General features: G+C 67.2%; 25 protein-coding genes. 10 read left to right on the top strand and 15 right to left on the bottom strand.

Going from position 1 to position 23,481, the window contains the following annotated elements; genetic code table 11:
* Window positions 1-22: 22 nt before the first annotated feature.
* Together mutY and nudC are read left to right on the top strand one after the other, a co-directional pair.
* Complete coding sequence (gene mutY, locus CLG96_RS11115; RefSeq protein WP_107968115.1) at window positions 23-1,072, top strand: A/G-specific adenine glycosylase; 1,050 nt, start codon at window positions 23-25, stop codon at window positions 1,070-1,072.
* A complete protein-coding gene (gene nudC, locus CLG96_RS11110; RefSeq protein WP_423828197.1) occupies window positions 1,069-1,950 on the top strand; it encodes an NAD(+) diphosphatase in 882 nt (293 codons plus the stop codon). Before mutY ends, nudC begins: the two co-directional genes overlap by 4 nt.
* Before the next feature lie 7 nt (window positions 1,951-1,957).
* Here the strand turns inward: nudC and CLG96_RS11105 are convergent, their stop codons facing one another.
* Window positions 1,958-2,851: a prephenate dehydratase gene (locus CLG96_RS11105; RefSeq protein ID WP_107967963.1), complete on the bottom strand. Its 894-nt coding sequence runs from the start codon at window positions 2,849-2,851 to the stop codon at window positions 1,958-1,960.
* Window positions 2,852-3,003: 152 nt separating this feature from the next.
* Here CLG96_RS11105 and CLG96_RS11100 point away from each other — a divergent pair, with 152 nt between their 5' ends.
* Window positions 3,004-3,705, top strand: a complete 702-nt coding sequence (locus CLG96_RS11100; RefSeq protein ID WP_107967961.1) for a c-type cytochrome — start codon at window positions 3,004-3,006, stop codon at window positions 3,703-3,705.
* 160 nt (window positions 3,706-3,865) lie between these two features.
* Here CLG96_RS11100 and CLG96_RS11095 read toward each other — a convergent pair whose 3' ends face one another.
* The 3 genes from CLG96_RS11095 to CLG96_RS11085 form a co-directional block, all read right to left on the bottom strand.
* On the bottom strand, window positions 3,866-4,795 hold the full coding sequence (locus CLG96_RS11095) for an LOG family protein (RefSeq protein ID WP_243395738.1): 930 nt from the start codon (window positions 4,793-4,795) through the stop codon (window positions 3,866-3,868).
* A 58-nt stretch (window positions 4,796-4,853) separates the two neighbouring features.
* Window positions 4,854-5,486, bottom strand: coding sequence for an extensin family protein (locus CLG96_RS11090; protein ID WP_243395737.1), 633 nt, complete (start codon window positions 5,484-5,486; stop codon window positions 4,854-4,856).
* A 108-nt stretch (window positions 5,487-5,594) separates the two neighbouring features.
* Entirely contained in the window at window positions 5,595-6,020 is a 426-nt protein-coding gene (locus CLG96_RS11085; protein WP_107967957.1) for a hypothetical protein, read from the bottom strand.
* Window positions 6,021-6,207: 187 nt separating this feature from the next.
* On the opposite strand from CLG96_RS11085, the gene CLG96_RS11080 reads away from it, so the two are divergent.
* Window positions 6,208-7,365 (top strand): phosphoserine transaminase, encoded by a 1,158-nt coding sequence (locus CLG96_RS11080; protein ID WP_107967955.1) that lies wholly within the window; start codon window positions 6,208-6,210, stop codon window positions 7,363-7,365.
* A 126-nt stretch (window positions 7,366-7,491) separates the two neighbouring features.
* On the top strand, window positions 7,492-9,069 hold the full coding sequence (gene serA / locus CLG96_RS11075; RefSeq protein ID WP_107967953.1) for a phosphoglycerate dehydrogenase: 1,578 nt from the start codon (window positions 7,492-7,494) through the stop codon (window positions 9,067-9,069).
* Between the two features lie 103 nt (window positions 9,070-9,172).
* Here serA and CLG96_RS11070 read toward each other — a convergent pair whose 3' ends face one another.
* Entirely contained in the window at window positions 9,173-9,463 is a 291-nt protein-coding gene (locus CLG96_RS11070; protein WP_107967952.1) for a GIY-YIG nuclease family protein, read from the bottom strand.
* A 114-nt stretch (window positions 9,464-9,577) separates the two neighbouring features.
* Here CLG96_RS11070 and CLG96_RS11065 point away from each other — a divergent pair, with 114 nt between their 5' ends.
* Together CLG96_RS11065 and CLG96_RS11060 are read left to right on the top strand one after the other, a co-directional pair.
* On the top strand, window positions 9,578-10,693 hold the full coding sequence (locus CLG96_RS11065) for an ATP phosphoribosyltransferase regulatory subunit (protein WP_107967950.1): 1,116 nt from the start codon (window positions 9,578-9,580) through the stop codon (window positions 10,691-10,693).
* A gap of 53 nt (window positions 10,694-10,746) precedes the next feature.
* Window positions 10,747-12,036 (top strand): adenylosuccinate synthase, encoded by a 1,290-nt coding sequence (locus tag CLG96_RS11060; protein WP_107967948.1) that lies wholly within the window; start codon window positions 10,747-10,749, stop codon window positions 12,034-12,036.
* A 46-nt stretch (window positions 12,037-12,082) separates the two neighbouring features.
* Here CLG96_RS11060 and CLG96_RS11055 read toward each other — a convergent pair whose 3' ends face one another.
* Window positions 12,083-12,625 carry a hypothetical protein gene (locus tag CLG96_RS11055; protein WP_133175392.1) on the bottom strand — a complete coding sequence of 181 codons (543 nt, stop codon included), beginning with the start codon at window positions 12,623-12,625 and terminating at the stop codon, window positions 12,083-12,085.
* 159 nt (window positions 12,626-12,784) lie between these two features.
* Between CLG96_RS11055 and CLG96_RS11050 the strand changes: the two genes are divergently transcribed.
* Window positions 12,785-13,534 carry a class I SAM-dependent methyltransferase gene (locus tag CLG96_RS11050; protein WP_107967945.1) on the top strand — a complete coding sequence of 250 codons (750 nt, stop codon included), beginning with the start codon at window positions 12,785-12,787 and terminating at the stop codon, window positions 13,532-13,534.
* A gap of 103 nt (window positions 13,535-13,637) precedes the next feature.
* On the opposite strand, the gene CLG96_RS11045 is transcribed toward CLG96_RS11050, so the two are convergent.
* From CLG96_RS11045 to CLG96_RS11020, 6 genes are all read right to left on the bottom strand, one after another.
* Window positions 13,638-13,910 (bottom strand): acylphosphatase, encoded by a 273-nt coding sequence (locus CLG96_RS11045; protein ID WP_107967943.1) that lies wholly within the window; start codon window positions 13,908-13,910, stop codon window positions 13,638-13,640.
* Entirely contained in the window at window positions 13,907-14,977 is a 1,071-nt protein-coding gene (aroC, locus tag CLG96_RS11040) for a chorismate synthase (RefSeq protein WP_107967941.1), read from the bottom strand. Before aroC ends, CLG96_RS11045 begins: the two co-directional genes overlap by 4 nt.
* A complete protein-coding gene (locus tag CLG96_RS11035; RefSeq protein ID WP_107967939.1) occupies window positions 14,974-15,378 on the bottom strand; it encodes an endonuclease domain-containing protein in 405 nt (134 codons plus the stop codon). Before CLG96_RS11035 ends, aroC begins: the two co-directional genes overlap by 4 nt.
* A 66-nt stretch (window positions 15,379-15,444) precedes the next feature.
* Window positions 15,445-16,248: an enoyl-ACP reductase FabI gene (gene fabI, locus CLG96_RS11030; protein WP_107967938.1), complete on the bottom strand. Its 804-nt coding sequence runs from the start codon at window positions 16,246-16,248 to the stop codon at window positions 15,445-15,447.
* Window positions 16,249-16,258: 10 nt separating this feature from the next.
* Window positions 16,259-17,230 carry a YihY/virulence factor BrkB family protein gene (locus CLG96_RS11025; protein ID WP_107968109.1) on the bottom strand — a complete coding sequence of 324 codons (972 nt, stop codon included), beginning with the start codon at window positions 17,228-17,230 and terminating at the stop codon, window positions 16,259-16,261.
* A 75-nt stretch (window positions 17,231-17,305) separates the two neighbouring features.
* Window positions 17,306-18,271: a DnaJ C-terminal domain-containing protein gene (locus CLG96_RS11020; RefSeq protein ID WP_107967935.1), complete on the bottom strand. Its 966-nt coding sequence runs from the start codon at window positions 18,269-18,271 to the stop codon at window positions 17,306-17,308.
* Window positions 18,272-18,452: 181 nt separating this feature from the next.
* On the opposite strand from CLG96_RS11020, the gene CLG96_RS11015 reads away from it, so the two are divergent.
* Window positions 18,453-19,538, top strand: a complete 1,086-nt coding sequence (locus CLG96_RS11015) for a zinc-binding metallopeptidase family protein (RefSeq protein WP_107967933.1) — start codon at window positions 18,453-18,455, stop codon at window positions 19,536-19,538.
* A gap of 113 nt (window positions 19,539-19,651) precedes the next feature.
* Here CLG96_RS11015 and CLG96_RS11010 read toward each other — a convergent pair whose 3' ends face one another.
* From CLG96_RS11010 to CLG96_RS11000, 3 genes are all read right to left on the bottom strand, one after another.
* A complete protein-coding gene (locus tag CLG96_RS11010) occupies window positions 19,652-20,008 on the bottom strand; it encodes a UrcA family protein (RefSeq protein ID WP_107967931.1) in 357 nt (118 codons plus the stop codon).
* Between the two features lie 217 nt (window positions 20,009-20,225).
* Window positions 20,226-21,359, bottom strand: a complete 1,134-nt coding sequence (locus CLG96_RS11005; protein WP_165799623.1) for an FAD-dependent oxidoreductase — start codon at window positions 21,357-21,359, stop codon at window positions 20,226-20,228.
* A 54-nt stretch (window positions 21,360-21,413) separates the two neighbouring features.
* Window positions 21,414-22,070: a glutathione S-transferase gene (locus tag CLG96_RS11000; protein WP_107967930.1), complete on the bottom strand. Its 657-nt coding sequence runs from the start codon at window positions 22,068-22,070 to the stop codon at window positions 21,414-21,416.
* A 149-nt stretch (window positions 22,071-22,219) separates the two neighbouring features.
* Here CLG96_RS11000 and CLG96_RS10995 point away from each other — a divergent pair, with 149 nt between their 5' ends.
* On the top strand, window positions 22,220-23,437 hold the full coding sequence (locus CLG96_RS10995; protein WP_107967928.1) for a polyhydroxyalkanoate depolymerase: 1,218 nt from the start codon (window positions 22,220-22,222) through the stop codon (window positions 23,435-23,437).
* Window positions 23,438-23,481 lie beyond the last annotated feature (44 nt).

Genomic DNA, 23,481 nt, shown 5'->3' with positions numbered 1-23,481 from the left:
TAGCCGCGCCATGCCCGTCGACATGACTTTATCGAAAGCCGAAACGCCCTTTCCCCAGGGCCAGGTGAGCGCCGCGCTGCTCGCCTGGTATGACCGGAATGCGCGCCGCCTGCCATGGCGCGCGGGGCCGGACGAGGCAGCGGATCCCTATCGCGTCTGGCTTTCAGAGATCATGCTGCAACAGACCACCGTGGCGGCGGTGAAGCCCTATTTCGCGGCCTTCACGACGCGCTGGCCGACCGTCGAGGCGCTGGCGGCGGCAGAGGAGAGCGCGGTCATGGCCGCCTGGGCGGGGCTCGGCTATTATGCCCGGGCGCGCAACCTGATCGCCTGCGCGCGGGTCGTGGCCGCCGATCATGGCGGGCATTTTCCGGACGAGGAGGCGGCGTTGCGCGCGCTTCCCGGCCTCGGCCGCTATACGGCGGCGGCGGTGGCGGCGATCGCCTTCGGGCGGCGCGCGGTGGTGGTCGATGCCAATGTCGAGCGGGTGGTGGCGCGGCTCTTCGCTCTGTCCGATCCGCTGCCGGGCGCGCGCGACAGCCTCTATGCGCTTGCCGATTCGATCACGCCCGACATGCGCGCCGGCGATTTCGCCCAGGCAATGATGGATCTGGGCGCCACCATCTGCACGCCGCGCAATCCCGCCTGCGCCATCTGCCCCTTGCGCGACGGTTGCGCGGCGGCACGGACCGGTACGACCGAAGCCTTCCCCGTCAAGGCTGCGAAGAAGGCGAAGCCCGTGCGGCGCGGCACCGCCTTCTGGCTGGAGCGGGACGGCACGGTGCTGCTCGTAAGGCGGCCGGCAAAAGGACTGCTGGGCGGCATGATGGCGCTCCCCACCGGCGAATGGACGGCGGCCGATCCGGGGCTGGCGGGCGCACCGACCGAGGCGCAGTGGCGACCGGCGGGAACCGTGTCGCACATCTTCACCCATTTCGCGCTGGAGCTGGCCGTCGTCGTGGCGCGCGGGGATGCGGAGGGGATATGGTGGCCGATCGAGCGGATCGAGCAAGCGGGATTGCCGACAATATTTGCCAAGGCGGCCGCCTCGGCGCAGAGCGTCGATCCGTGACCGATGCCATTCCCCTGCCGGGCTTCACCGGCTCGCCGCTCGACCGCGCCGATCATCTGCGCGGCGATCCCGAAATCTGGGCGGCGCTCGTCCGCGATCCGGCGGCACGGCTGCTCCTGCTCGACGGATATGATCCGCTCACCGGGCCGGAGGGCAGGCTCGGCTGGGGACTGCTGAACGGCGGTGTCGACGGCCGCGACATGGCCCTTCTCGGCCTGATCGACGGCAGCCCGCGCTTCATCGAGATACGATCGCCCGCACCCGCGGCACGGCGCTCGCCGGCGCTGATGGCCATGCTCGATTCGCTGCCCGAGGGGGAGGCCGCGACCTACGCCGCCGCGCGCAGCCTCGCCGACTGGCATGCGCGGCACCATTTCTGCGCCAATTGCGGCAGCGCGACCGCGCCGTTCCGCGCGGGCTGGGGGCGGCATTGCGACGCTTGCGGCACGGATCATTTCCCGCGCACCGATCCGGTCGTCATCATGCTCGCCGAATATCGGGGCCGCGTGCTCGTCGGCCGCCAGCCGGCGTTCCCCCCCGGCCGCTATTCGGCGCTGGCGGGATTCCTGGAGGTGGGCGAGTCGATGGAGGAAGCGGTGGCGCGCGAGCTGGCGGAAGAAGCGGGCGTGCGCGTGGGGCCGGTCCGCTATGTCGCGAGCCAGCCCTGGCCCTTCCCTTCCTCGCTGATGCTCGCCTGCATCGCCGAGGCCGAGAGCGAAACGATCAGGCTGGACGAGAATGAGCTTGAGGATGCGATGTGGGTGACGCGCGAGGAAGTCGCCGCCGCACTTGGCGGCGATCCCGACGCACGGTTCGGCGCGCCGCCGCCTTATGCCATCGCCAACACGCTGTTCCGGAAGTGGCTGGCAGGCGCCTGAGCAGGCGTCAGGCGATGACCCGCGCGCGCGCCTGCGGATAGGTGCCCAGGATGCGCACCCATTTGCTGTGGAAGCGCAGCTCCTCCAGCGCACGCGCGACCGCCGGATCGCCGGGATGTCCCTCGATATCGGCATAGAATTCGGTCGCGGCGAAGCTCGCCCCGCGCTGATAGCTTTCCAGCTTCGTCATGTTGACGCCGTTGGTCGCGAAACCGCCCAGCGCCTTGTAGAGCGCCGCCGGAATATTCTTCACCTCGAAGATGAAGGTCGTCATCGACGGGCCCATCACGGGATGCGTCGCCGCCCCGCGCGCGAGAATGACGAAGCGGGTGGTATTGTCCTCCGAATCCTCCAGCCCCTCGGCGATCACCTTCAGGCCGTAGAGATCTGCGGCGAGGCGCGGCGCGATCGCGCCGATTCCCGGCCGGCCGAGCTCCGCCACCTGCGCCGCAGCGCCCGCCGTGTCGGGATAGGCGACCGGCTTGATGCCCCGCGCGCGCAACCAGTGGCGGCATTGGCCCAGCGCTTGAGGATGGCTCATCGCCTCCGTCACGGCCACCTCGTCCAGCGCGAGCAGGCAGTAGCGGATCGGCATGAAATGTTCGCCGATGATGGTGAGGCCGGATTCGGGCAGCAGGAAATGGATGTCCGCCACGCGGCCGTGCAACGAATTTTCGATCGGGATCATCGCGCAATCGGCGCGCCCCTCGCGCACCGCATCGAGCGCATCCTCGAAATGGAAGCAGGGCAGCGGCAGGCAATCGGGAAAGGCGCGGAGTGCGGCGATATGCGAATTGCAGCCGGGCGCGCCCTGAAAGGCGACCGTGCGGCCCGGTTCGGCGGCGGCAGCGGCCGTCATCTCGGCGACGAGGGCGCGGGCGGGGGCGGGATAGCTCTCCATGACGGCCGATGCGCTTAGGAGCATCGGCGGCGGGCGGCAAGCGCCCCCGGGAGCGTCCCAAGCTTGCGGGGCCGCCCAAGCGATTCTAAAGAAAGCTGCCTTATTGTCGCGCGACAGATGCGCGGGGCCTTAGGACCTGAGGATAGAGCGGCATGAACGACCGGGGGAACACAATAGCCGGCTGGGTGCTCGCCGGCGGTATTGCGGCGCTGGGTCTCTCGATCGTGACAGGCGAATATTTCCACGCCGAACGGCCCGAGAAGATGGGCTATGTGGTCGAAGGCGTCGAACAGGAAAGCGGCGAGAGCGGTGGCGCACCGGCCCAGCCGATCGAATTTTTTCTCGCCAAGGCCGATCCGCAGAAGGGCGCGCAGGTCTTCAAGAAATGCGCTGCCTGCCACACCGACGCCAAGGGCGGGTCGAACGGCCTGGGCCCGAACCTGTGGGGCACGGTCGGCAAGGCGCATGGCCATGTCCCCGGCTTCGCTTATTCGGACGCGCTGAAATCCGTCCCCGGCAATTGGGACTGGAAAAGCCTCGACGCCTGGCTGACCAGCCCGAAAAAATATGCGCCGGGCACCAAGATGACCTTCGCGGGCCTGTCCAAGCCGGAAGATCGCGCCGACGTGATCGCCTATCTCAACACGATGGGGGACAGCCCGCTGCCGCTGCCCGCCGCTCCGGCCGAGGCCGCGACGCCCGCCGGCGCCGAGGCCGAGCCGGCCAAGCCCGCGGACGCCGAGGGCGCGCAGAAGGCTGCGAACGAGCCGGTGCAGACCGAGACTCAGGCCGCCAAGCAGCCTCGCGGCAATATCGCGGGCGAAGGTGCGCCCGCGCCTGCCTCCGGCCATTAAGCCGGGCTTCCGCCCGAATAGACCAAGCCTTCGCCCGGATTGAATCACCGCGCAATCACGACACCGCGCTCAGGGTGAGCGCGGCCCGGGCCTCGGAGCGGGGCGCAGGGCGCGAGATTTCAGCCCCGCACCCCGGCCCCGGCCCCGCCGGGGCCCTGCATCACACCGCCGGATGCGCGTGCGCGCCGCGGCCCTTCAGCCAGACGCGCTCCTTGGTAGCGGCATAATAATCATTGACCGCTTCCCATGCCTCGTCGGCCGTCTCGACGAAGCGGATCAGGTCGAGATCGGTGGGCGAGCAGACGCCCTCCTCCACCAGCGCCTCGAAATCGACGACGCGGTCCCAGAACTCCTTGCCGAACAGCAGGATCGGCAGCACCGCCATCTTGCCTGTCTGGACGAGCGTCAGCAGCTCGAAAAATTCGTCGAACGTGCCGAAGCCGCCGGGGAACACCGCTACCGCGCGCGCGCGCAACAGGAAATGCATCTTCCTGAGCGCGAAATAATGGAATTGGAAGCTCAGCCTCGGCGTCACATAGGCATTGGGCGCCTGCTCGAACGGCAGCACGATGTTGAGCCCGATCGATTCGGCGCCGGCCTCCATCGCGCCGCGATTGGCCGCCTCCATGATCGAAGGGCCGCCGCCCGAGCAGACCACGAACTGGCGCCTGCCATCCTCGCCCGGCGGGGTCGCGCTGGCGAGCATGGCAAGCCTGCGCGCCTCGTCATAATATTTGGCCTTGGCCTTGAGCCGCTCGGCGATGCGGCGCTGCGTATCCGTATGGGCGGCGGCAATGATCGCATCGGCCTTGGCCGGCTCGGGAATGCGCGCGGACCCATAAAAGACGAAAGTGGAACCGATGCCGGCCTCGTCGAGCAGCAGCTCGGGCTTCAGCAGCTCGAGCTGGAAACGGACGGGGCGCAGATCGTCGCGCAGCAGGAAATCGGGATCCTGATAGGCGAGGCGATAGGCGGGATCGGCGGTCTGCGGCGTTTCCACCACCCCCTTGGCGACGGCCGCATCCTCGGCCGCCTTGGGGAATACGCGCTTGGGAATATCCTTCTTCATGCCTGTGGAATGGCCTTCCATCCGTCGCTCCCGGGAAGCCCGCCGCAGGGACACGGCAGGCCATGCAGAATCCCCTCGCTTAGCGGCAATAGGGACCCTTGCCCATATCGAAATGGAAATGATCCCGGTGAAACGCGTTCGCATCGGGCCCGAGCACGATGCCGAAGCGTCGGCAGGCGGATCGATGCACCGCGCGCAGAAAGGCACGGACATTGGGATCGGAGCCGCTCCATCCTTCCTTCACCGTGATCCGGCGCCCATCCGATAGCTGGAATGCCGATATATCGACCGCATTGGCACGGCCATGCTCGGAAAGACGGTTGCCGATCTGCCCGTTGACCGGTCGGCAGCTATAGGTGCCGAAGCTTTCCATTTTCGTGACATAGCCGTCGAGCCAGGCGCGCGCCGCCTGCTGCACGGCCTCGCGCACCCATTGGGAGAAGGGCAGCGCCACACCGCATTTGAGCGCGCCCAAATTGGTGACGGGAATGCCGATCGCGACCAGCTTCACCGATCCCGTCGCCGAACAGCCGCCCGCGAAACGCCGGTCGGGCAATATCTCATATTTCACGCCCATCGCGCTGAGGTCGGCGCGGCACTGGCGGAGCTTGCGCGGATCGTCCGGCTGCTCCGCCGGCGTCGAGGGCCTGGCCGGCGGACGGCGCGACGGCGGCCCGGCGCATGCCGCCAGCAGCACCAGCAATATTACCACCCCCCAATTCTTCATATGGGCCAGGTGGCGCGGCGCGGCTTGCCGGTCAATGAATGGACGCTGCCCCGGAGTCGGAACGAGGCACCGATACGACGGAACGAGATACTGCTATTTCACCTTGCCCGCGACCATCGACCGGGCGACCAGATCCACCACCTCGGCGACCGTCATGGTGAAGGGCGCGCCCTTCTGCCGATGCCATTGGACATAGCCGCTGGAGGGATCGGGAAAGACGGCGTCGCTGTCCACGCGCCGCATCACGCTGCGGTCCAGCGCCGCCTCGGTGATCGGCAGATGCTGGATATCGGGCATTTGCGGGCTCCCGCGCGGCGTGCCGAGGCCGATCACGCTGACATGGAAGACGCGCTGGCCATCCCCCATCCGGTCGATCTTCCAGATGCGCAACAGCGAACCGCGATCGATGGCACGCGCCTTATAGCTCCACACCTGCCGCTCGGCATAGCGGAACGGCCCGGCCGCCGGCGCCACGGCGCCGGAAAGCAATGCCGCCAGCAGGATCAGCATCCGCATCATCGCCGGAAATCCTAGCCCACACCCGTCAAGACAAGGTTAATCGCGGCTGGAAGAGCGGCCATGCGAAAACATTCACGACGCACTTTCCTCACCGCGAAATGCTTGACAGCCCGCCTCGCGCCACTAAAGCCGCCGGCGGGCCACGCCGTCCCAACGCGGCGCGTGCTCTCTGTGAGGAGAGTCATTCATGACTGAGATTACCCGCCCCGGCCTGAAGCCGGCGCGTCCGCATTTTTCCTCCGGCCCCTGCGCCAAGCCGCCGGGCTGGCATCCGGAAGGCCTCGCTCTCGGTTCGCTCGGCCGCTCGCATCGCTCCAAGCTCGGCAAGAGCCGCCTCGCCCATGCGATCGACCTCACCCGCACCATCCTGAAGATCCCCGCGACGCACCGCATCGGCATCGTGCCGGGTTCGGATACGGGCGCGGTGGAAATGGCGCTCTGGTCGATGCTGGGCGCGCGCGCCGTGACGATGCTCGCCTGGGAAAGCTTCGGCGAAGGCTGGGTGACGGACGTCGTCAAGCAGCTCAAGCTGCCGGATGCGAAGGTGGTCAAGGCGCCCTATGGCGCGATTCCCGATCTGGGCGCGGTCGATCAGTCGGGCGATGTGGTCTTCACCTGGAACGGCACCACGTCCGGCGTGCGCGTGCCGGACGGCGAGTGGATCCGCGACGATCGCGAAGGCCTGACCTTCGCCGACGCGACGTCCGCCGTGTTCGCGCAGGACCTGCCCTGGGACAAGCTCGACGTCACCACCTTCAGCTGGCAGAAGGTGCTGGGCGGTGAAGGCGGCCATGGCGTCATCATCCTCGGCCCTCGCGCGGTCGAGCGGCTGGAGAGCTATCAGCCTTCCTGGCCGCTGCCGAAGATCTTCCGCATGACGAAGGGCGGCAAGCTGATCGAGGGCATCTTCAAGGGCGACACGATCAACACGCCCTCGATGCTCGCGGTCGAGGACTATATTTACGCGCTGGAATGGGCGCAGTCGCTGGGCGGGCTCGAGGCGCTGATCGCGCGCGCCAATGACAATGCCGAAGCGCTCGACGCCTGGGTTTCCGCGACGCCCTGGATCGAGCATCTCGCCGCCGATCCGGCGACACGCTCCAACACCTCGGTCTGCCTCAAATTCGCGGATGCGGCGGTGCAGGGCCTGGACGACGATGCCAAGGCCGCGCTCGTCAAGAAGATGGCGTCGCTGCTCGAGGCGGAGGATGCCGCCTATGACGTCGCCGGCTATCGCGATGCGCCTCCGGGCCTGCGCGTCTGGTGCGGCGCGACGGTCGATGCGGGCGACATCCAGGCGCTCGGCCCCTGGCTCGACTGGGCCTGGGCGCAGGCGCACGGCTGACCACCCTCTCTCATTCCACGTCACCCCAGCGAAGGCTGGGGTCCCTCCCCGCTTCCAGCATGTGACGACTTAGGAGGGATGCCAGCCTTCGCTGGCATGACGGTCTAGTTCCAAGGACCCAGAATCATGCCCAAGGTACTGATTTCCGACAAGATGGACCCCAAGGCCGCGCAGATCTTCCGCGAGCGCGGCATCCAGGTGGACGAGATTACCGGCAAGACCAAGGAGGAGCTGATCGCCATCATCGGCGATTATGACGGCCTCGCCATCCGCTCCTCGACCAAGGTCACCAAGGACGTTCTCGCCGCCGCGAAGAACCTCAAGGTGGTCGGCCGCGCCGGCATCGGCGTCGACAATGTCGACATTCCGGCCGCCTCCGCCGCCGGCGTCGTCGTGATGAACACGCCCTTCGGCAATTCGATCACGACGGCCGAACATGCCATCGCGCTGATGTTCGCGCTCGCCCGCGACCTGCCCGCCGCCGACGCCTCGACCCAGGCCGGCAAGTGGGAGAAGAACCGCTTCATGGGCGTCGAGGTCACGTCCAAGACGCTCGGCCTGATCGGCGCGGGCAATATCGGCTCGATCGTCGCGGACCGGGCGCTGGGCCTCAAGATGAAGGTGATCGCCTATGATCCCTTCCTGACGCCCGAGCGCGCGCTGGAGCTGGGCATCGAGAAGGTGACGCTCGACGATCTGCTCGCGCGTGCCGACTTCATCACGCTCCACACGCCGCTCACGGATTCGACGCGCAACATCCTCAGCCGCGAGAACATCGCCAAGACCAAGAAGGGCGTGCGCATCATCAACTGCGCGCGCGGCGGGCTGGTCGACGAGGCGGCGCTCAAGGAGGCGCTCGATTCGGGCCATGTCGCGGGTGCCGCACTCGACGTGTTCGTCGAGGAGCCGGCCAAGGTGAGCCCGCTGTTCGGCACGCCCAACTTCATCTCCACGCCGCATCTGGGCGCGTCGACCAGCGAGGCGCAGGTCAATGTCGCCATCCAGGTCGCCGAGCAGATGGCGGATTTTCTCGTCTCGGGCGGCGTCACCAACGCGCTCAACATGCCGTCGCTGTCCGCCGAGGAAGCGCCCAAGCTCAAGCCCTATATGGCGCTCGCCGAAGGGCTCGGCAGCCTCGTCGGCCAGCTGGTCGGCGATGATGTGAAGGCCGTCGCGATCGAGGTCGAGGGAGCCGCTGCCGAGCTCAACCAGAAGCCGATCACGGGCGCGGTGCTCGCGGGCCTGATGCGCGTCTATTCGGACACGGTGAACATGGTGAACGCGCCCTTCCTGGCGAAGGAACGCGGGCTCGACGTGCGCGAGGTGCGCCATGATCGCGAGGGCGACTATCACACGCTGGTGCGCGTGACGGTCCGCACCTCGGCCGGCGAAAAGTCGGTCGCGGGCACGCTCTTCGCCAATTCGGAGCCGCGCCTGGTCGAGATTTTCGGCATCAAGGTCGAGGCCGATCTCGCTGGCACCATGCTCTATGTCGTGAATGAGGATGCGCCCGGCTTCATCGGCCGCCTCGGCACCGCGCTCGGCGAGGCGGGCGTCAATATCGGCACCTTCCATCTCGGCCGTCGCGCGGCGGGTGGGGAAGCGGTGCTGCTCCTCTCGGTCGATTCGCCCGTGACCGAGCCGGTGCTGTGGGACGTCTGCCGCCTCCCCGGCGTGAAGACCGTCAAGCCGCTGACCTTCTGAGATGGTCCGTCGCCCCGGCGCAGGCCGGGGCCCATGGCTCTCACCACAAGGGACACCGTTCGAGGCGATAGACATGGGCCCCGGCCTGCGCCGGGGCGACGGGTCAGCCGTTAATCTCCTCGAACAAGTCCCGCCACTCGGGATTGGTCTTGCCGATGAGGTTCAGCTTCCACGTCCGCTGCCATTTCTTGAGCGCTTTCTCGCGCGCGATCGCTTCGAGCATCGTTTCATGACGTTCGATATAAACCAGCCGGTTCAGTCTATGCTTGCGACAGAAATCGGAGCCTTGCCCGGTCCGATGCTGATGGATGCGCGCAGCGAGGTTGGCGGTCACGCCGACATAGAGCGTCCCGCTCGGCCCATTGGTCATGATGTAGACAAAGCCTCCCGCCATAGCGGCATCATGCGCGGCAATAGCCATGGACACCAGCCTTCGCTGGTGCGACGGCGCGAACTGGCGACGCTCCAAGCTGGCATGACGCGAAAAGCACGTTAAAGGCCTCTCCCCATGACCATCGCCCCCGGCCTGCTCCCCGAAGGATATCGCGATCGCCTGCCCCCGCAGGCCGAAGCCGCATCGCGGCTGCTGCATCGGGTGATCGTCGCGATCGGGCGGCATGGCTATGATCGCGTCACGCCCCCGCTCGCCGAATTTGAGGAAAGCCTGGTCGGTCGGCTGAAATCGGCGCGCGCGCAGGATCTGCTGCGCTTCGTCGATCCCGTGTCGCAGCGCACGCTCGCATTCCGGCCGGACATTACCGGCCAGGTCGGCCGCATCGCCGTCACGCGCATGGGCCATCGCGCCCGGCCGCTCCGCCTCGCTTATGGCGGCCCCGTCCTCAAGCTGCGCGCCACCCAGCTCCGTCCCGAGCGCGAGCTGACCCAGGCCGGCGCCGAGCTGATCGGCAGCGACGGCCTCGCCGCCGTGATCGAATGTCTGAGCGTCGCGATCGAGGCGCTGGAGACGGCAGGCGTCACCGGCATCACCGTCGACCTCACGCTGCCCGACCTCGTCGAGACGCTGGCGGCGGGCCCGATGCACCTGCCGGCCGACCGCATCGATGCGGTACGCGAGCTGCTCGACGCCAAGGATGCCGGCGGGCTCGCGGCGCTCGGTGCGGAGGCCTATCTCCCCTTCATCGCCGCCGCCGGGCCGCTCGATACCGCGCTCGAACGGCTGCGCGCGCTCGATCCCGCCCAGGCGCTCGACAGCCGTCTCGCCGCGATCGAGACGATCGCCGCCGCGATCGGCAATCGCGCAACGCTCACGCTCGATCCGACCGAGCGGCACGGCTTCGAATATCAGAGCTGGATCGGCTTCTCGCTGTTCGGCGAGGGCCTGTCCGGCGAAATCGGACGCGGTGGCAGCTACACGATCCTTCATCCCGACGGGCGCGAGGAAGCCGCGGTCGGCTTCTCCCTCTATCTCGATCCGCTGGTCGATGCCGGGCTGGGTGCGGAACCGCGTCGGCGCATCTTCCTGCCGCTCGGCAGCGATGCGGCGGCCGGGCGGGTGCTGCGCGGCCAGGGCTGGACGACGATCGCGGCGCTCGTGGAGGGCGACGATCCGGCGGCGCTCGGCTGCACCCATATCTGGAACGGCACAGAGACGATCGAACTTTAACGCCCCTCTCCCGCCGAGAGGCGAGAGGGCCCTGCAAAGAACGGACTGAAATAATGGCCAACGTCACCGTCATCGGCGCCCAGTGGGGCGATGAAGGCAAGGGCAAGATCGTCGACTGGCTCTCCGCGCGCGCCGATGTCGTCGTACGCTTCCAGGGCGGGCATAATGCCGGCCATACGCTGGTGGTCGGCAACCAGACCTACAAGCTCTCGCTGCTCCCCTCGGGCATCGTGCGCGGCACGCTTTCGGTGATCGGCAATGGCGTGGTGCTCGATCCCTGGCATTTCCGCGACGAGGTGGCGAAGCTCGCCGCGCAGGGCGTCGAGATCACGCCGGACAATCTCCACCTGGCCGAGACCTGCCCGCTGATCCTGCCCTTCCACCGCGATCTCGACGCGCTGCGCGAGGATGCGTCGGGCGCGGGCAAGATCGGTACCACGCGGCGCGGCATCGGCCCTGCTTATGAGGACAAGGTCGGCCGCCGCGCGATCCGCGTATGCGACCTCGCCCATCTCGACGATCTCGGGCCCCAGCTCGAACGGCTGCTGGCGCATCATAATGCGCTGCGCGCGGGCTTCGGCGTCGAGCCGATCGATTGCGACGCGCTCGTCGCCGAGCTGGAGGGGATCGCCAGCTTCATCCTGCCCTATGCCAAGCCCGTCTGGCTGACGCTGAACGAAGCGCGCAAGCGCGGCGACAAGATATTGTTCGAAGGCGCGCAGGGCGTGCTGCTCGATGTCGATCACGGCACCTATCCCTTCGTCACCTCGTCCAACACCATCGCCGGCACGGCGGCCAGCGGCTCGGGCCTCGGCCCCTCCGCGGCGGGCTTCGTGCTCGGCATCGTCAAGGCCTATACGACGCGTGTCGGCTCCGGCCCCTTCCCCACCGAGCTGGAGGATGAGACGGGCGAGCGGCTGGGCGTGCGCGGCCATGAATTCGGCACGGTCACGGGGCGCAAGCGGCGCTGCGGCTGGTTCGACTCCGTGCTGGTGCGGCAATCGGTCGCGGTCTCGGGCGTCACCGGCATCGCGCTCACCAAGCTCGACGTGCTCGACGGCTTCGAGGAGATCAAGATCTGCACCGGCTATATGGTCGGCGATCGTCAATATGACTATCTCCCGCCCCATCCCGCCGATCAGGCACGCGCGACGCCGATCTACGAGACGATCGAGGGCTGGAGCGAATCTACCGCCGGCGCGCGGAGCTGGGCCGACCTGCCTGCGCAGGCGATCAAATATATCCGCCGCGTGGAAGAGCTGATCCACTGCCCGGTGGCGCTGGTTTCGACCAGCCCGGAGCGCGACGACACCATTCTCGTCCGCGATCCCTTCCGCGACTGATCATGAGGCGGCCGGGCACCCCGCCCGGCCGCCCCCTTGCACCCGGTCAGCGCCCCGAAGGCATGAGCGATGCATTCGCTCCGGCATTGACCCTGGCATCGACGCCGCTGTCGGCACGGGCGCGGCTCGCCCCCGCATCGGCATTGCCATTGACGTTGGCATTGGCGCCGACCCCGACGCCCACATTCGCGCCGGCGCGCGGCATGGACACGCTGCGGACTTCACCCTGCGCCCGTCCGGCGACGGCCGAGGCGCGATGGCGCGCACGATCGGCTGCACGATAAGTCTTGCGTTTGGCGGCTATGGCGGTGCGGCGGCCGGCATCGGCCGCGCCCTTGGCAGTGGCGCGCGTCGTGCCGGCCACGCCGCCAACCGTCGCGCGCGCCGTTCCCGTCACGCCGCTGACGGTCGATCCCACCGTTCCCACGACGTCCGGCATGGTGACGCCGCCATTCAGCGTGCCCCCTGCCGCACCCGAGACAGCCGGCATATTGACCGCGCCGCTACCGGCTGCACCCACATTCACCTGGGCTATTGCCGTCATCGGCAGGGCGGCGGAAAGCGCCATGGCAAGGGGAATGATACGCATTAAAATCTCCTCTTTTCCGTCGCGGAGGGACCGTCGAAGGCCGAGCGCCCCGACCGCTTGCAAGAGGAGAACGACGGCCGGACCCGATTTCATCCGGGATTGACGGCAAGGGTGGTTCGCGCCAAGCACGTGCCGCCGAGGGGCCGGGAGTGGAGTTGCATGGCGAGTACGGGTGGTGGTTCGACTCCTCAGGCGCTTTTCAACCTCCCCCGCCTCCTCGCCCTGGGCCGCGCCGCGAGCGATGCGCTGTTCGTCGGCGCGTTCGGCGCGATCGGCTGGCCCTGGCTGCTGAAAAGCCTCGGCGATGGCGGTGCCGAGGCGCGCGCAGCACTGCTCGAACGCACCGGCCTGCCCGATGATGCGCTGCCCGAACAGCTTGGAAGCTGGCGCGCGGATGCCGGGCTGCTGCTGCTGATCGCCGAACATATTCTCGATCGCCGGCCGCTCAGCGTCGTCGAATTCGGCGGCGGCACGACCACGCTGGTCGCCGCGCACTGCCTGGCGCGGAACGGGGATGGCGGCCTCGTCACCAGTATCGACAATCATCCCGACTTCGCCGGCTCGACGCGCGACATGCTCGCCGCGCAGGGGCTGGAGGCGGATGTCCGCGCCGTACCGCTCGACACGCCGCCGCAGGGCTGGCCGGGCCTGTGGTATGATCATGGGCCGCTTCCCGATCGGATCGACATGCTGATCGTCGATGGCCCGCCCTGGGTGATCCATCCCTTCGTGCGCGGTGCCGCGGCCTCGGTATTCGATCGCATCCCAAGCGGCGGCACGGTGATGCTGGACGATGCCGCGCGGCCGGGCGAGCGGCTGGTGGCGCGTCGCTGGAAGCGCGAATGGCCCGAATTCGACTGGGATTATGTCCCCGGCGCCGCCGGCACGCTGGTGGGCGTGCGGCGCTAGGGGGGACTTGCGGCTGGAGTATATCGCCGCGCTTGAGCCACCATGCCCAAGGCGAGCGCGGATGAAGCGATAGGCCTCCGCGTCCGCAGGGGCGACGGAGAGACTATTGCGTCGCCCGCCGGGTGAAGCCCGGCGCCACCGCCTCGCCGCTCTCCTCCACCTCGACCCGATCGACCCGCGCCGCGGGCGGCCCTTCATGGCAAAGCGCCACGAAGCGCGCGATCACCTGCGCCTCGCCTGAAACCAGCGCCTCCACACTGCCGTCCGCCCGGTTGCGCACCCAGCCATCCAGCCCCAGCGACCGCGCCGTCTCCACCGTCCAGTCGCGGAAGAAGACGCCCTGCACCCGTCCGTGGATGAGGAGCCGGCGGCTCATCCCACCTGCGCCCGGTGGAGCAGCTTCTGATCCGCCAGCACCAGCGCCATCATCGCCTCCACCACCGGCGCCGCGCGAATGCCGACGCAGGGATCGTGCCGCCCCTTGGTGCGGATATCGGCCGCCTGGCCGTGGCGCCCGATCGTCTCGACCGGAGTCAGGATCGACGAGGTGGGCTTGAGCGCCACGCGCACCACCACCGGCTGTCCGGTCGCGATGCCGCCCGCGATGCCGCCGGCATGGTTGGCAAGGAAGATCGGCTTGCCATCATTGCCCGGCCGCATCGGATCGGCATTGGTCTCGCCCGTCAGCCGCGCCGCTGCGAAGCCGTCGCCAATCTCGACGCCTTTCACCGCATTGATCGACATCATCGCGGAGGCAAGCTCGCTGTCGAGCTTGGCATAGAGCGGCGCGCCCCAGCCGGCGGGCACGCCTTCGGCCACGCATTCGACGATGGCGCCCACCGACGATCCCGCCTTGCGCGCGCCATCGACGATCGCTTCCCAGCGCGCCGCCGCAGCCGCATCGGGGCAAAAGAAGGGATTGGCGTCGATCTGCGCATCGTCGAAAGCGTCCCGGTCGATCGCGTCGCCGCCCAGCTCCACCAGATAGGCGCGGATCCGTACCTCGGGGATCACCGCGCGGGCGACCGCGCCTGCCGCCACCCGCGCCGCCGTCTCGCGCGCAGAGGAACGGCCGCCGCCGCGATAGTCGCGAAAGCCATATTTGGCGTCATAGGCATAATCGGCATGGCCCGGCCGATAGGCGAGCGCCACTTCCGAATAATCCTTGGACCGCTGGTCGACATTCTCGATCATCAGGCTGATCGGCGTGCCGGTGGTGCGGCCCTCGAACGTGCCGGAAAGGATGCACACCCGGTCCGGCTCCTGCCGCTGGGTGGTGAAGCGCGACGTGCCCGGACGGCGCTTGTCGAGCCAGGGCTGGATATCCTCCTCGGACAGCGCCAGCCCCGGCGGGCACCCATCCACCACCGCGCCCAGCGCCGGCCCATGGGATTCGCCCCAAGTCGTGAACCGGAAAACGCGACCGAATGTGTTGAAGCTCATATCCCCTCTCCCTGCAGGGGAGAGGGAGGGGCCCGCTCGGCGGAACCGAGCGGGAGGGTGAGGGCCTCGCGGATCACCGCCAGCACGCCTTCCGGATTATCGAGCATGTCATTGTTCCAGAAACGGATCACCCGGAATCCCTCATGTTTGAAGAAGGCTGTGCGCCGCGCGTCATATTCCACCTGCTCATCATGCTGTCCGCCATCCGCCTCGACGACCAGCTTCGCTTCAGCACAGAAAAAATCGGCGACATAGTTGCCGATCCACGCCTGTCGCCGAAACTTGCAGCCCTCCAGCCGGCGACCGCGCAATCGCGACCAGAGCCGCGTCTCGGCCTGGGTGCCGAACCGTCGCATTCCGCGCGCACGATCGAGAGCCTCCGTGCCGGGCGGCCGCTTCATCCCCTCACCCTTCCCACCGCTCCGCGGCGGGCCCCTTCCCTCTCCCCTGCAGGGAGAGGGAACAGCTCAAGCAAGCGCGATGTCCGGCGCGTCCTCGGCCTTCATGCCGATCACATTATAGCCCGCATCGACATGATGGATCTCGCCCGTCACGCCGCCCGCCAGATCGGACAGAAGATAGAGGCCCGCGCCGCCCACATCCTCGATCGTCACATTGCGGCGGAGCGGCGAATTCAGTTCGTTCCACTTCATGATGTAGCGGAAATCGCCGATGCCGGACGCGGCGAGCGTCTTGATCGGGCCAGCGGAAATGGCGTTTACCCGGATCTTCTCCGGCCCCAGGTCCATCGCCAGATATTTGACGCTGGTTTCCAGTGCCGCCTTGGCCACGCCCATCACATTATAATGGGGCACCACCTTCTCGGCGCCATAATAGGAAAGCGTCAGGATCGATCCGCCCTCGGGCATCAGCTTGCGCGCCGCGCGCGTGACCGCGACGAAGCTGTAGGCCGAGACGTTCATCGTCAGCAGGAAATTGTCGAGGCTGGTGTCGACATATTTGCCGCGCAGCTCATTCTTGTCCGAAAAGCCGATGGCGTGGACGAGGAAATCGATCGTCGGCCATTTCGCGCCCAGCGTCTCGAACGCGGCATCGAGCGCGCCCATGTCGGTCACGTCGCAATCGATCAGCAGATCGGAACCGAGCTCCTCCGCAAGCGGACGCACGCGTTTTGCCATGGCATCGCCCTGATAGCTGAAGGCGAGTTCGGCGCCATGCGAATGAAGCGCCTTGGCGATCCCCCACGCAAGCGAACGATCATTGGCGAGGCCCATGATCAGTCCCCGCTTCCCTTCCATCAAGCCGGCCATCTTTGCTCCCTTACGCCTGCACCGGCGCTCCCTTTACGCTTGCCGAAGGGGTTTCCGCCAGTGCCGCGTTGAGATGCGCGCCGATGACGAGGCCGAAGCCCACCAGCCAGAAGAAAAAAAGCGCGATGATCACGCCTGCCAGGCTGCCATAAGTGAGGTCATAGCTGCCGAGCAGCGCCAGCACATCGGGCAGCGCCATCGTCACCGTCACCCACCATAAAGCGGTGAAGAAGGCGCCCGGCCATTTGGGGCAGGGCGCATAGCGATATTTGGCGGGGGTCAGCGTGTAGAACAAAGCATAGAGCGCGACGAACAGCGTTGCCATCGGCGCCAGCCGCGACAGGCCGATCAGGCTGACGAGGTCGCTCGCGAAAGGCAGCAGCCGATAGACGAACTCCTCCGCCGCAGTCAGCACCACCTGCGCCGAAAAGGCGGTGAGCACCAGCACGACCGAGATGATGATCATCAACAGCGATCCCAGCCGATAATGCCAGAAGCCGCGGCTGTAATTGGTGCCATAGGCGCGGCGGAGGATGTCGCGGATCGTCTCGATGAAGCTGCCGACGGTCCACAGGCCGACGAGTGCGCCCAGCCAGAGCAGCGATCCGGTGCGCTGGGCGAGCACGTCGATGATCGGCTGGCGCAGCAATGCAGCGACCGCGGGCGGCAGGGTGCGCAGGAAATTCTCGACCGCCACTATCGTATCCGGCCCGCGATCGAGGAACTGCGCCAGCGCGGCGGTGACGATGAAGAAGGGGAAGAGCGAGATCAGCGCCAGATAGGCGAGATTGCCGGCATGGATGAAGCCGTCCGAATAGACGCCGACCAGGACGCGCTTGATTATCTCGAACAATGCCCCACCCGGCCGGACATGATCGAGCGACCGGTCGAGGCGGCTGCGCTTGGCGCGCTGTTCGGGCGATTCGGGCGAGACTTCCTGCAAGCGGCTCCCCTTCCCCTCCTCATGCCCGTTCTTCGTCATGCCGGCGAAAGCCGGGCATCCCTTCAAGCTACCATATAAGGGCTCCGATCTTCCGGAGTGACGAAACGCCCCCTGTTATACGCCCAGCGCCGCGCGTGGGTTGCGCGCATGATCCGCCTCCCAGCTTTCGACGAACTGGCGCAGCGCCGGATCATCGGGCGGAATGTCGACCATCAGCGTTACATATTGATAGCCGCGCGTGCCGTCCTTCCGATGGAAACCGCGATCCTTGAGCCGCAGCACCTTGCCCGAATTGGCGCCTTCGGGAATGTTCAGCATCACCGCGCCCTCGACGGTCGGCACCTTCACCCGCGCGCCCTTCACCGCCTCGTCGAGCCGGATCGGCAGATCGATCCGCACATCATCGCCGTCGCGGCGGAAGAAGCGGTGCGGCTTCACCTCGATCGTGACGATCGCATCGCCCCGGCCACCGGGCCCCTCATCGCCCTGTCCCGCGAGCCGCATCGGCGTTCCGGAAACCGCGTCGGCCGTGATCTTCAGGTCGATCGTCTTGCCGCTGGCGAGCGTGATCCGCTGGGGTTTGAGCGCCGCCGCCTCCTCGAACGGTACGGCAAGGCGATAGCTGACGTCCGCCCCCTTGGCTGCCGCGCGCTGGCGGAAGCCGCCGCCAAAGCCGCCCCCCGGCCCAGCGGCGCCGGCGCGCCCACCCCGGCCGCCGAACAGCCCCTCGAATATGTCGCCGAAATCGACGCCCTCACCGCCAAATTCGAAGGATGCGCCGCCCTGCCCCGGATGGCCGCGACGGAATCCACCCGCGCCGCCGGCCGCCCCCGCGCCATAGCCGAAGGGCATTTTGGGATTGCCATGCTCGTCTATCTCGCCGCGATCATATTGGGCGCGCTTGTCCCGATCGGTCAGCAGGTCATAGGCGGCGGTCACCTCGGCGAAACGCGCCGCCGCCTTGGGATTGTCCCGGTTGCGATCGGGATGAAGCTCCTTGGCGAGCTTGCGATACGCCGTCTTGATCGTCGCGTCGTCCGCGTTGCGGGGCACGCCCAGCCGTGAATAGAGATCCGCCATGTCCAACCGTTTCGCTCATCAGGGGCAGGACGCCAACTGTTGCCCTGCCGCAACAGTGCAGATGTGTCAGGCCACGCCGCCGCACAAGGGGAAAGATGCGGGAATATGCGGGGGCAGGCACCTTCGCGGCGCTGCCGCGTTCTCCCGGCCCATTTGACCGAAGCGACCGGAGATCTGCCACATGGCGCCCTTCGCCTGCCCCAACTGCGCCCGCCTGCTGCATTTCGAGGTGCGCGTCTGCCCCAATTGCAGCTTCACGCTGGGCTATGATCCGCTGGACGACCGGTTCCTGTTCCTAGGCGATGCCGCCACCACCTGGCGCGACGCGAAGGGCGAGGCGCATGACATGGTCGTCTGCGCCAACAACAACGAATATGGGGTATGCAACTGGCTGGTGCCGCGCGACAGCGACACGGCCCTTTGTCGCGCCTGCCGCCACAACCGCACCATCCCCGACCTGACCGGTCCGAACGTGCCCGAACGCTGGGGCAAGATCGAGGCGGCCAAGCGGCGGCTGTTCCACACGCTCATAAAGCTCGGCCTGCCGATCGAGACGCCGGCGGAGGCGAAGCAGGGCCAGGGCCTCGCCTTCGACTTCCTCTACGATCCCGCCGCCGAGCAGACGGGCAATCCGCAGGTCATGACCGGCCATGACAGCGGCCTCATCACGCTCAACCTGATCGAGGCGGACGATGTCGAGCGCGAGCGCATCCGCCGCACGCTCGGCGAGCCCTATCGCACGCTGCTCGGCCATTTCCGCCATGAGGTGGGTCATCATTACTGGTCCCGCCTGATCGAGGGCAGGGAGGAGGAATTAAGCGCCTTCCGCGCCGTCTTTGGCGACGAGACGATCGACTATGCCGCCGCGATGCAGAAACATTATGGCGATGGCGGCTCCACCTGGACCACCGACTATGTCAGCGCCTATGCAACCATGCATCCTTGGGAGGATTTTGCGGAGACGTTCGCGCATCTCCTCCACATCGTCGATACGCTGGCCACGATCGGGGGCTTCGGCATGCGGATGACGACATGGCCGAGCATGGCCGAGCAACCGGTGGTCGATTTCGATCCCTACAAGGCGGATACGGGCCAGCTCGTCGCCGAATGGACGCCATTCTCCTTCGCGGAAAATGCGATCAACCGCTCGATGGGCCAGCCGGACCTTTATCCCTTCCACCTCCCCCCGGCGGTCGTGACCAAGCTCGATCATGTCAATCGGCTGCTCAAAAAGGCCGCCGCCCCTGCCGAGGCGCGCGCGGCCTGAGACGCCAATGGGCCTAAGATGCCAATGGGAAAGCGCCCCCGGGGCCGGGGGGCTCCGGGGGCGCATGCGACACGCGCGGCGGGGACGTTGGGACGGGTAACCGCGCGTGCCGATCAGAGGCCGTTGCCGGTGGAAGCGGAGCCCCGCGCGGCATAGGCGGCGCGATCCTTGGCGCGAGCGATCGCCAGCTCGACGCGCTGCGCCGCATTCGCGACCGCCACCCGGCGGCACTCCATCGCCTTTTGCAGCGTGGCGACATCCCGCGCGTCGGAAACATTGCACGCCCGGTTGGCCGCCCGGCGGATGCGATGGTTCAGTTCGGTGACGCCTGCGGCCGTGCGCAGGTCCAGGTCGCCATGATTGGCATAAACGCTCTTCTGCTCGGTCTCGGCCGCTTGAGCAGGCAGCGCGACGGCGGCGGCGGCGATCAGGGCCATGGCGGAAAGGCCCTTGGAAACGGTGCTGAACATGGTCTTTCTCCTCGAGCGACACCGGCGAGAAAAACCCGATGTCCGTTGCTGTTGGAGGAGGTTTAGACCCGGCCCGCCGGCCGTTCATGCGTGCTTCGACCGGCGCGCGAGACGCGTTGACGAACGACCGCCGGGCCGACGAACGCCCTATCCGGATCGACGAACCGTTTACGCATTTCCGCAATCCAGCGCGGGCCGGCCTCAGCCCGTCGCCGAATCAGCAGCGGCGAAGCCCCGCGAACAGCGCCTTGTGCCCCGCCAGGATGCGCGCGCGGGTCGCCATGTCCGGCTCCAGCGAGAAATTGTCGAGATCGCCCGTCCCGCCCAGCAATATGCCGTCGGTGCGCGAGAACATATAGATCCCGCCCGGCGCGGAGACGGCGTAGCGCACCTCCGGCTGGGGCAGCAGGAAGCTCAGCTGGCCGCGCATCGCGGTCAGCTCCCGGTCGCCGAACAGGTCGCGGCTGCCCAACCCCGTGCAGTTGATCACCACCCGTTCGGGGAGCGCCGCGATCTCGGCCACATTGGCGAACGGGCGCACCACCACCTTGCCGCCCGCGCCATAGACGTCGATCAGCATTTCGCGCAGGAAGATGGACGGCTCGACGATCATCCCGTCCTGCTGGCGCACATAGGCATGGGGCCAGGGATTCTCCGTCTTCGCCAGCATGCGCGTTTCGGGCAGCAGATCGGGGATCAGCGAACTGTAAGGATCGACGTCGAACGGCCTGTCCGAGCAATAATAATTCTTCATCCAGCGTATGCCGTAACGCGCGCCTGCGAGAAGCTGGTAGCGGCGATAGGCATAGACGCTGGCCGCGCGAAACTGCGCGACGAAGGCATCGCTCGCATGCCCCTTCTGGAAGGCGCGCGCGGGAAACCATTGCCCGCCGGCAATGTTGGAGGTCGTCTCGGGCGGCAGCGCCTTGGCGTAGATGGTCACGGGAAAGCCCGCTTCCTGCACCAGCCTTGCCGTCGCCAGCCCCACTGCGCCCGCGCCCAGCACCGCGACCGGCCCCGAATGGCCCGGCAGCGCCAATTCGGTGGCGAGCTTCGCCGTGCCCCAGCAGAGCGTTATGCCCGCACCGCCATGGCCATAATTATGGACGAGTCTCTTGTCCCCCAAAGCCTCGGCACGGACGACGAAGCCCGACGGACGGAAGGGACGCAGGCCGACGACGGTGCGAATCACCCGATCCTCGGCCACATGCACCGGCGGCAGCGCGCAATTGTCGGATATGTCGGGCATCGCCATCTGCGTCGGCCAACCCGAGCCCGCCCGGGTGCAGGCCTGCAGCGCCAGCGCCCCGGCCGCCGCCGATCCCCCCTTCAGAAACAGCCTGCGATCCATGAAGCACGTCCCCCTTTCATCCGATGGCGCCCCGCAGGCCGGGACACCTGCAGTTCAGAACTCGATATCGAGCTCCTCCACCTCCTCCGGCTCGGCCTTTGCGGCTGCGATCCATTCCTCCATCAGCGGCCAGGCCATTATCGTATCGCGATAGGCCGCCGGCACGGGCCGGAGCGGCACGTCATAGGTGACGAAGCGCGTGGCGGCGGGCGCGAACATCGCATCCGCCACGCTCGGCCGCGCGCCGAACAGCCAAGGCCCGCCATAATGAGACAGGCACTCCTCCCAGATCGCCTGCACCCGCTCGATATCGGGCCGCGCGCCGGTGAAGATGCGGAAATTGGGGTGATGCGCCTTCAGGTTCATCGGCAATGCCGAGCGCAGGTTGAAAAAGCCCGAATGCATCTCCCCCGATACGGCGCGGCACAGCGCCCGCGCCGCCCGGTCGGCGGGATAGAGCTGCGCCTCGGGGAAGCGCTCGTTCAGATATTCGGCGATGGCGAGCGTGTCCCACACGCTCAACCCCTCATGCTCCAGCCGCGGCACCAGCACCGAGGGCGAGAGCAGCAGCAACTCCGCCCGGTTCGCCGGATCGTCGATCGGCACGATCCGCTCCTCGATGTCGAGCCCCGCCATCCGGCACAGCAGCCAGCCGCGCAGCGACCAGGAGGAATAATTTTTGCTCGAGATCGTCAGCACCGCGTCCGCCATCGCCTCCCCCGAACAATTGCATGCCCGTCAAATATGCCTGTCGCACCGCAGCACCTAATGCATTATTCGGGATCGGAAGAAAGGGGGGGGAGTCGTCCCCCGGGTCTGGTCCAGAGGCCGGCCTTGTCTGTGGGGGGAGCGGCAGGCGCATGCTGTACGATGTCTATCAGGGGCTGGAGGACGTTCTCGCCCCTTTCCGTGCGGGCGCCGCCGGCGCGCTCGAGGCACGCGACCGGTTCGGCGGGCTTGCCCATTGGCCGCTGCCCAAAAGCATGTTCGCGCTGATCGAGGTCGGCGCGGGCGCGCGGCTCACCCATAAACGCCCGGCCTATGGCATCGAAAGCGTCACCGTCGGCAATGCCGAGGTCGCCGTGCGCGAGGAAGTGGTCTTCTCGCTGCCCTTCGGAAGCCTGCTCCATTTCGCCAAGGACGATGTGCAGACGCCCCAGCCCAAGATGCTGGTCGCAGCCCCCCTGTCCGGCCATTTCGCGACCCTGCTGCGCAGCACGATCGCCACGCTGCTCCACGATCATGACGTCTATGTCACCGACTGGGCCAATGCGCGCGACGTGCCGCTGTCCGCCGGGTCGTTCGGTTTCGACGATTATGTCGATTATCTGATCCGCTTTCTGGTCGAGCTCGGCCCCGGCGCGAACCTGCTGGCGGTGTGCCAGCCCTGCGTGCAGGCGCTCGCCGCCACTGCGGTGATGGCGGAGGACGGCCATCCCGCCCAGCCCCGGACCATGACGTTGATGGCAGGACCCGTGGACGTGCGGATCAACCCCAGCTCGGTCAACGCGCTCGCCACCGCGCATGATCTCGACTGGTTCGAGCGCAATCTCATCACGCGCGTGCCCTGGCGCTATGCCGGGCGGGGGCGGCGCGTCTATCCCGGTTTCCTCCAGCTTACCGCCTTCATGTCGATGAATATGGGCCGCCATGCCGCACAGCATCGCGCGCTCTATCAGTTCCTCGCCGATGGCGATGCGGAGGAAGCGACGAAGATCCGCGACTTTTACGACGAATATTTCGCCGTGCTCGACCTTACCGCCGAATTTTATCTGGAAACGATCGACAAGGTGTTCCAGCGCGCGGAGCTGGCGCGGGGCGAGCTCGATTTCCGGGGCGCGCGCGTCAATCCCGGCAAGATCCGCCGCACCGCGCTGCTGACGGTCGAGGGCGAGCGCGACGATATTTGCGCGGTCGGCCAGACGGCGGCCGCGCATGATCTCTGCACCGGCCTGCGCCCGCATCTCAAGCGCCACCATCTTCAGGCGGGCGTAGGCCATTATGGCGTCTTTTCCGGCCGGAAGTGGGAGACGCAGGTCTATCCCCAGATCCGGAATCTCGTGCTCGCAATGTCATAAGCCAGGCGCGCGGATCTGTATTGCTCTGGCAAAGCACCTCGTTT

This window comes from Sphingomonas oleivorans, from assembly GCF_003050615.1.
GTDB lineage: Bacteria > Pseudomonadota > Alphaproteobacteria > Sphingomonadales > Sphingomonadaceae > Sphingomonas_H > Sphingomonas_H oleivorans.
Note: the sequence above shows the minus strand (reverse complement) of the source record. Positions and strands in the feature narration are given on the sequence as shown.

Coding starts and splice junctions, on each gene's coding strand:
- mutY (WP_107968115.1), top strand. CDS start 23: ATGACTTTATCGAAAGCCGAAACGCCCTTTCCCCAGGGCCAGGTGAGC.
- CLG96_RS11105 (WP_107967963.1), bottom strand. CDS start 2,851: ATGGAGAGCTATCCCGCCCCCGCCCGCGCCCTCGTCGCCGAGATGACG.
- CLG96_RS11100 (WP_107967961.1), top strand. CDS start 3,004: ATGAACGACCGGGGGAACACAATAGCCGGCTGGGTGCTCGCCGGCGGT.
- CLG96_RS11095 (WP_243395738.1), bottom strand. CDS start 4,795: ATGGAAGGCCATTCCACAGGCATGAAGAAGGATATTCCCAAGCGCGTA.
- CLG96_RS11085 (WP_107967957.1), bottom strand. CDS start 6,020: ATGATGCGGATGCTGATCCTGCTGGCGGCATTGCTTTCCGGCGCCGTG.
- CLG96_RS11080 (WP_107967955.1), top strand. CDS start 6,208: ATGACTGAGATTACCCGCCCCGGCCTGAAGCCGGCGCGTCCGCATTTT.
- serA (WP_107967953.1), top strand. CDS start 7,492: ATGCCCAAGGTACTGATTTCCGACAAGATGGACCCCAAGGCCGCGCAG.
- CLG96_RS11070 (WP_107967952.1), bottom strand. CDS start 9,463: ATGGCGGGAGGCTTTGTCTACATCATGACCAATGGGCCGAGCGGGACG.
- CLG96_RS11065 (WP_107967950.1), top strand. CDS start 9,578: ATGACCATCGCCCCCGGCCTGCTCCCCGAAGGATATCGCGATCGCCTG.
- CLG96_RS11060 (WP_107967948.1), top strand. CDS start 10,747: ATGGCCAACGTCACCGTCATCGGCGCCCAGTGGGGCGATGAAGGCAAG.
- CLG96_RS11055 (WP_133175392.1), bottom strand. CDS start 12,625: ATGCGTATCATTCCCCTTGCCATGGCGCTTTCCGCCGCCCTGCCGATG.
- CLG96_RS11050 (WP_107967945.1), top strand. CDS start 12,785: ATGGCGAGTACGGGTGGTGGTTCGACTCCTCAGGCGCTTTTCAACCTC.
- CLG96_RS11045 (WP_107967943.1), bottom strand. CDS start 13,910: ATGAGCCGCCGGCTCCTCATCCACGGACGGGTGCAGGGCGTCTTCTTC.
- aroC (WP_107967941.1), bottom strand. CDS start 14,977: ATGAGCTTCAACACATTCGGTCGCGTTTTCCGGTTCACGACTTGGGGC.
- CLG96_RS11035 (WP_107967939.1), bottom strand. CDS start 15,378: ATGAAGCGGCCGCCCGGCACGGAGGCTCTCGATCGTGCGCGCGGAATG.
- fabI (WP_107967938.1), bottom strand. CDS start 16,248: ATGGCCGGCTTGATGGAAGGGAAGCGGGGACTGATCATGGGCCTCGCC.
- CLG96_RS11025 (WP_107968109.1), bottom strand. CDS start 17,230: ATGACGAAGAACGGGCATGAGGAGGGGAAGGGGAGCCGCTTGCAGGAA.
- CLG96_RS11020 (WP_107967935.1), bottom strand. CDS start 18,271: ATGGCGGATCTCTATTCACGGCTGGGCGTGCCCCGCAACGCGGACGAC.
- CLG96_RS11015 (WP_107967933.1), top strand. CDS start 18,453: ATGGCGCCCTTCGCCTGCCCCAACTGCGCCCGCCTGCTGCATTTCGAG.
- CLG96_RS11010 (WP_107967931.1), bottom strand. CDS start 20,008: ATGTTCAGCACCGTTTCCAAGGGCCTTTCCGCCATGGCCCTGATCGCC.
- CLG96_RS11005 (WP_165799623.1), bottom strand. CDS start 21,359: ATGGATCGCAGGCTGTTTCTGAAGGGGGGATCGGCGGCGGCCGGGGCG.
- CLG96_RS11000 (WP_107967930.1), bottom strand. CDS start 22,070: ATGGCGGACGCGGTGCTGACGATCTCGAGCAAAAATTATTCCTCCTGG.
- CLG96_RS10995 (WP_107967928.1), top strand. CDS start 22,220: ATGCTGTACGATGTCTATCAGGGGCTGGAGGACGTTCTCGCCCCTTTC.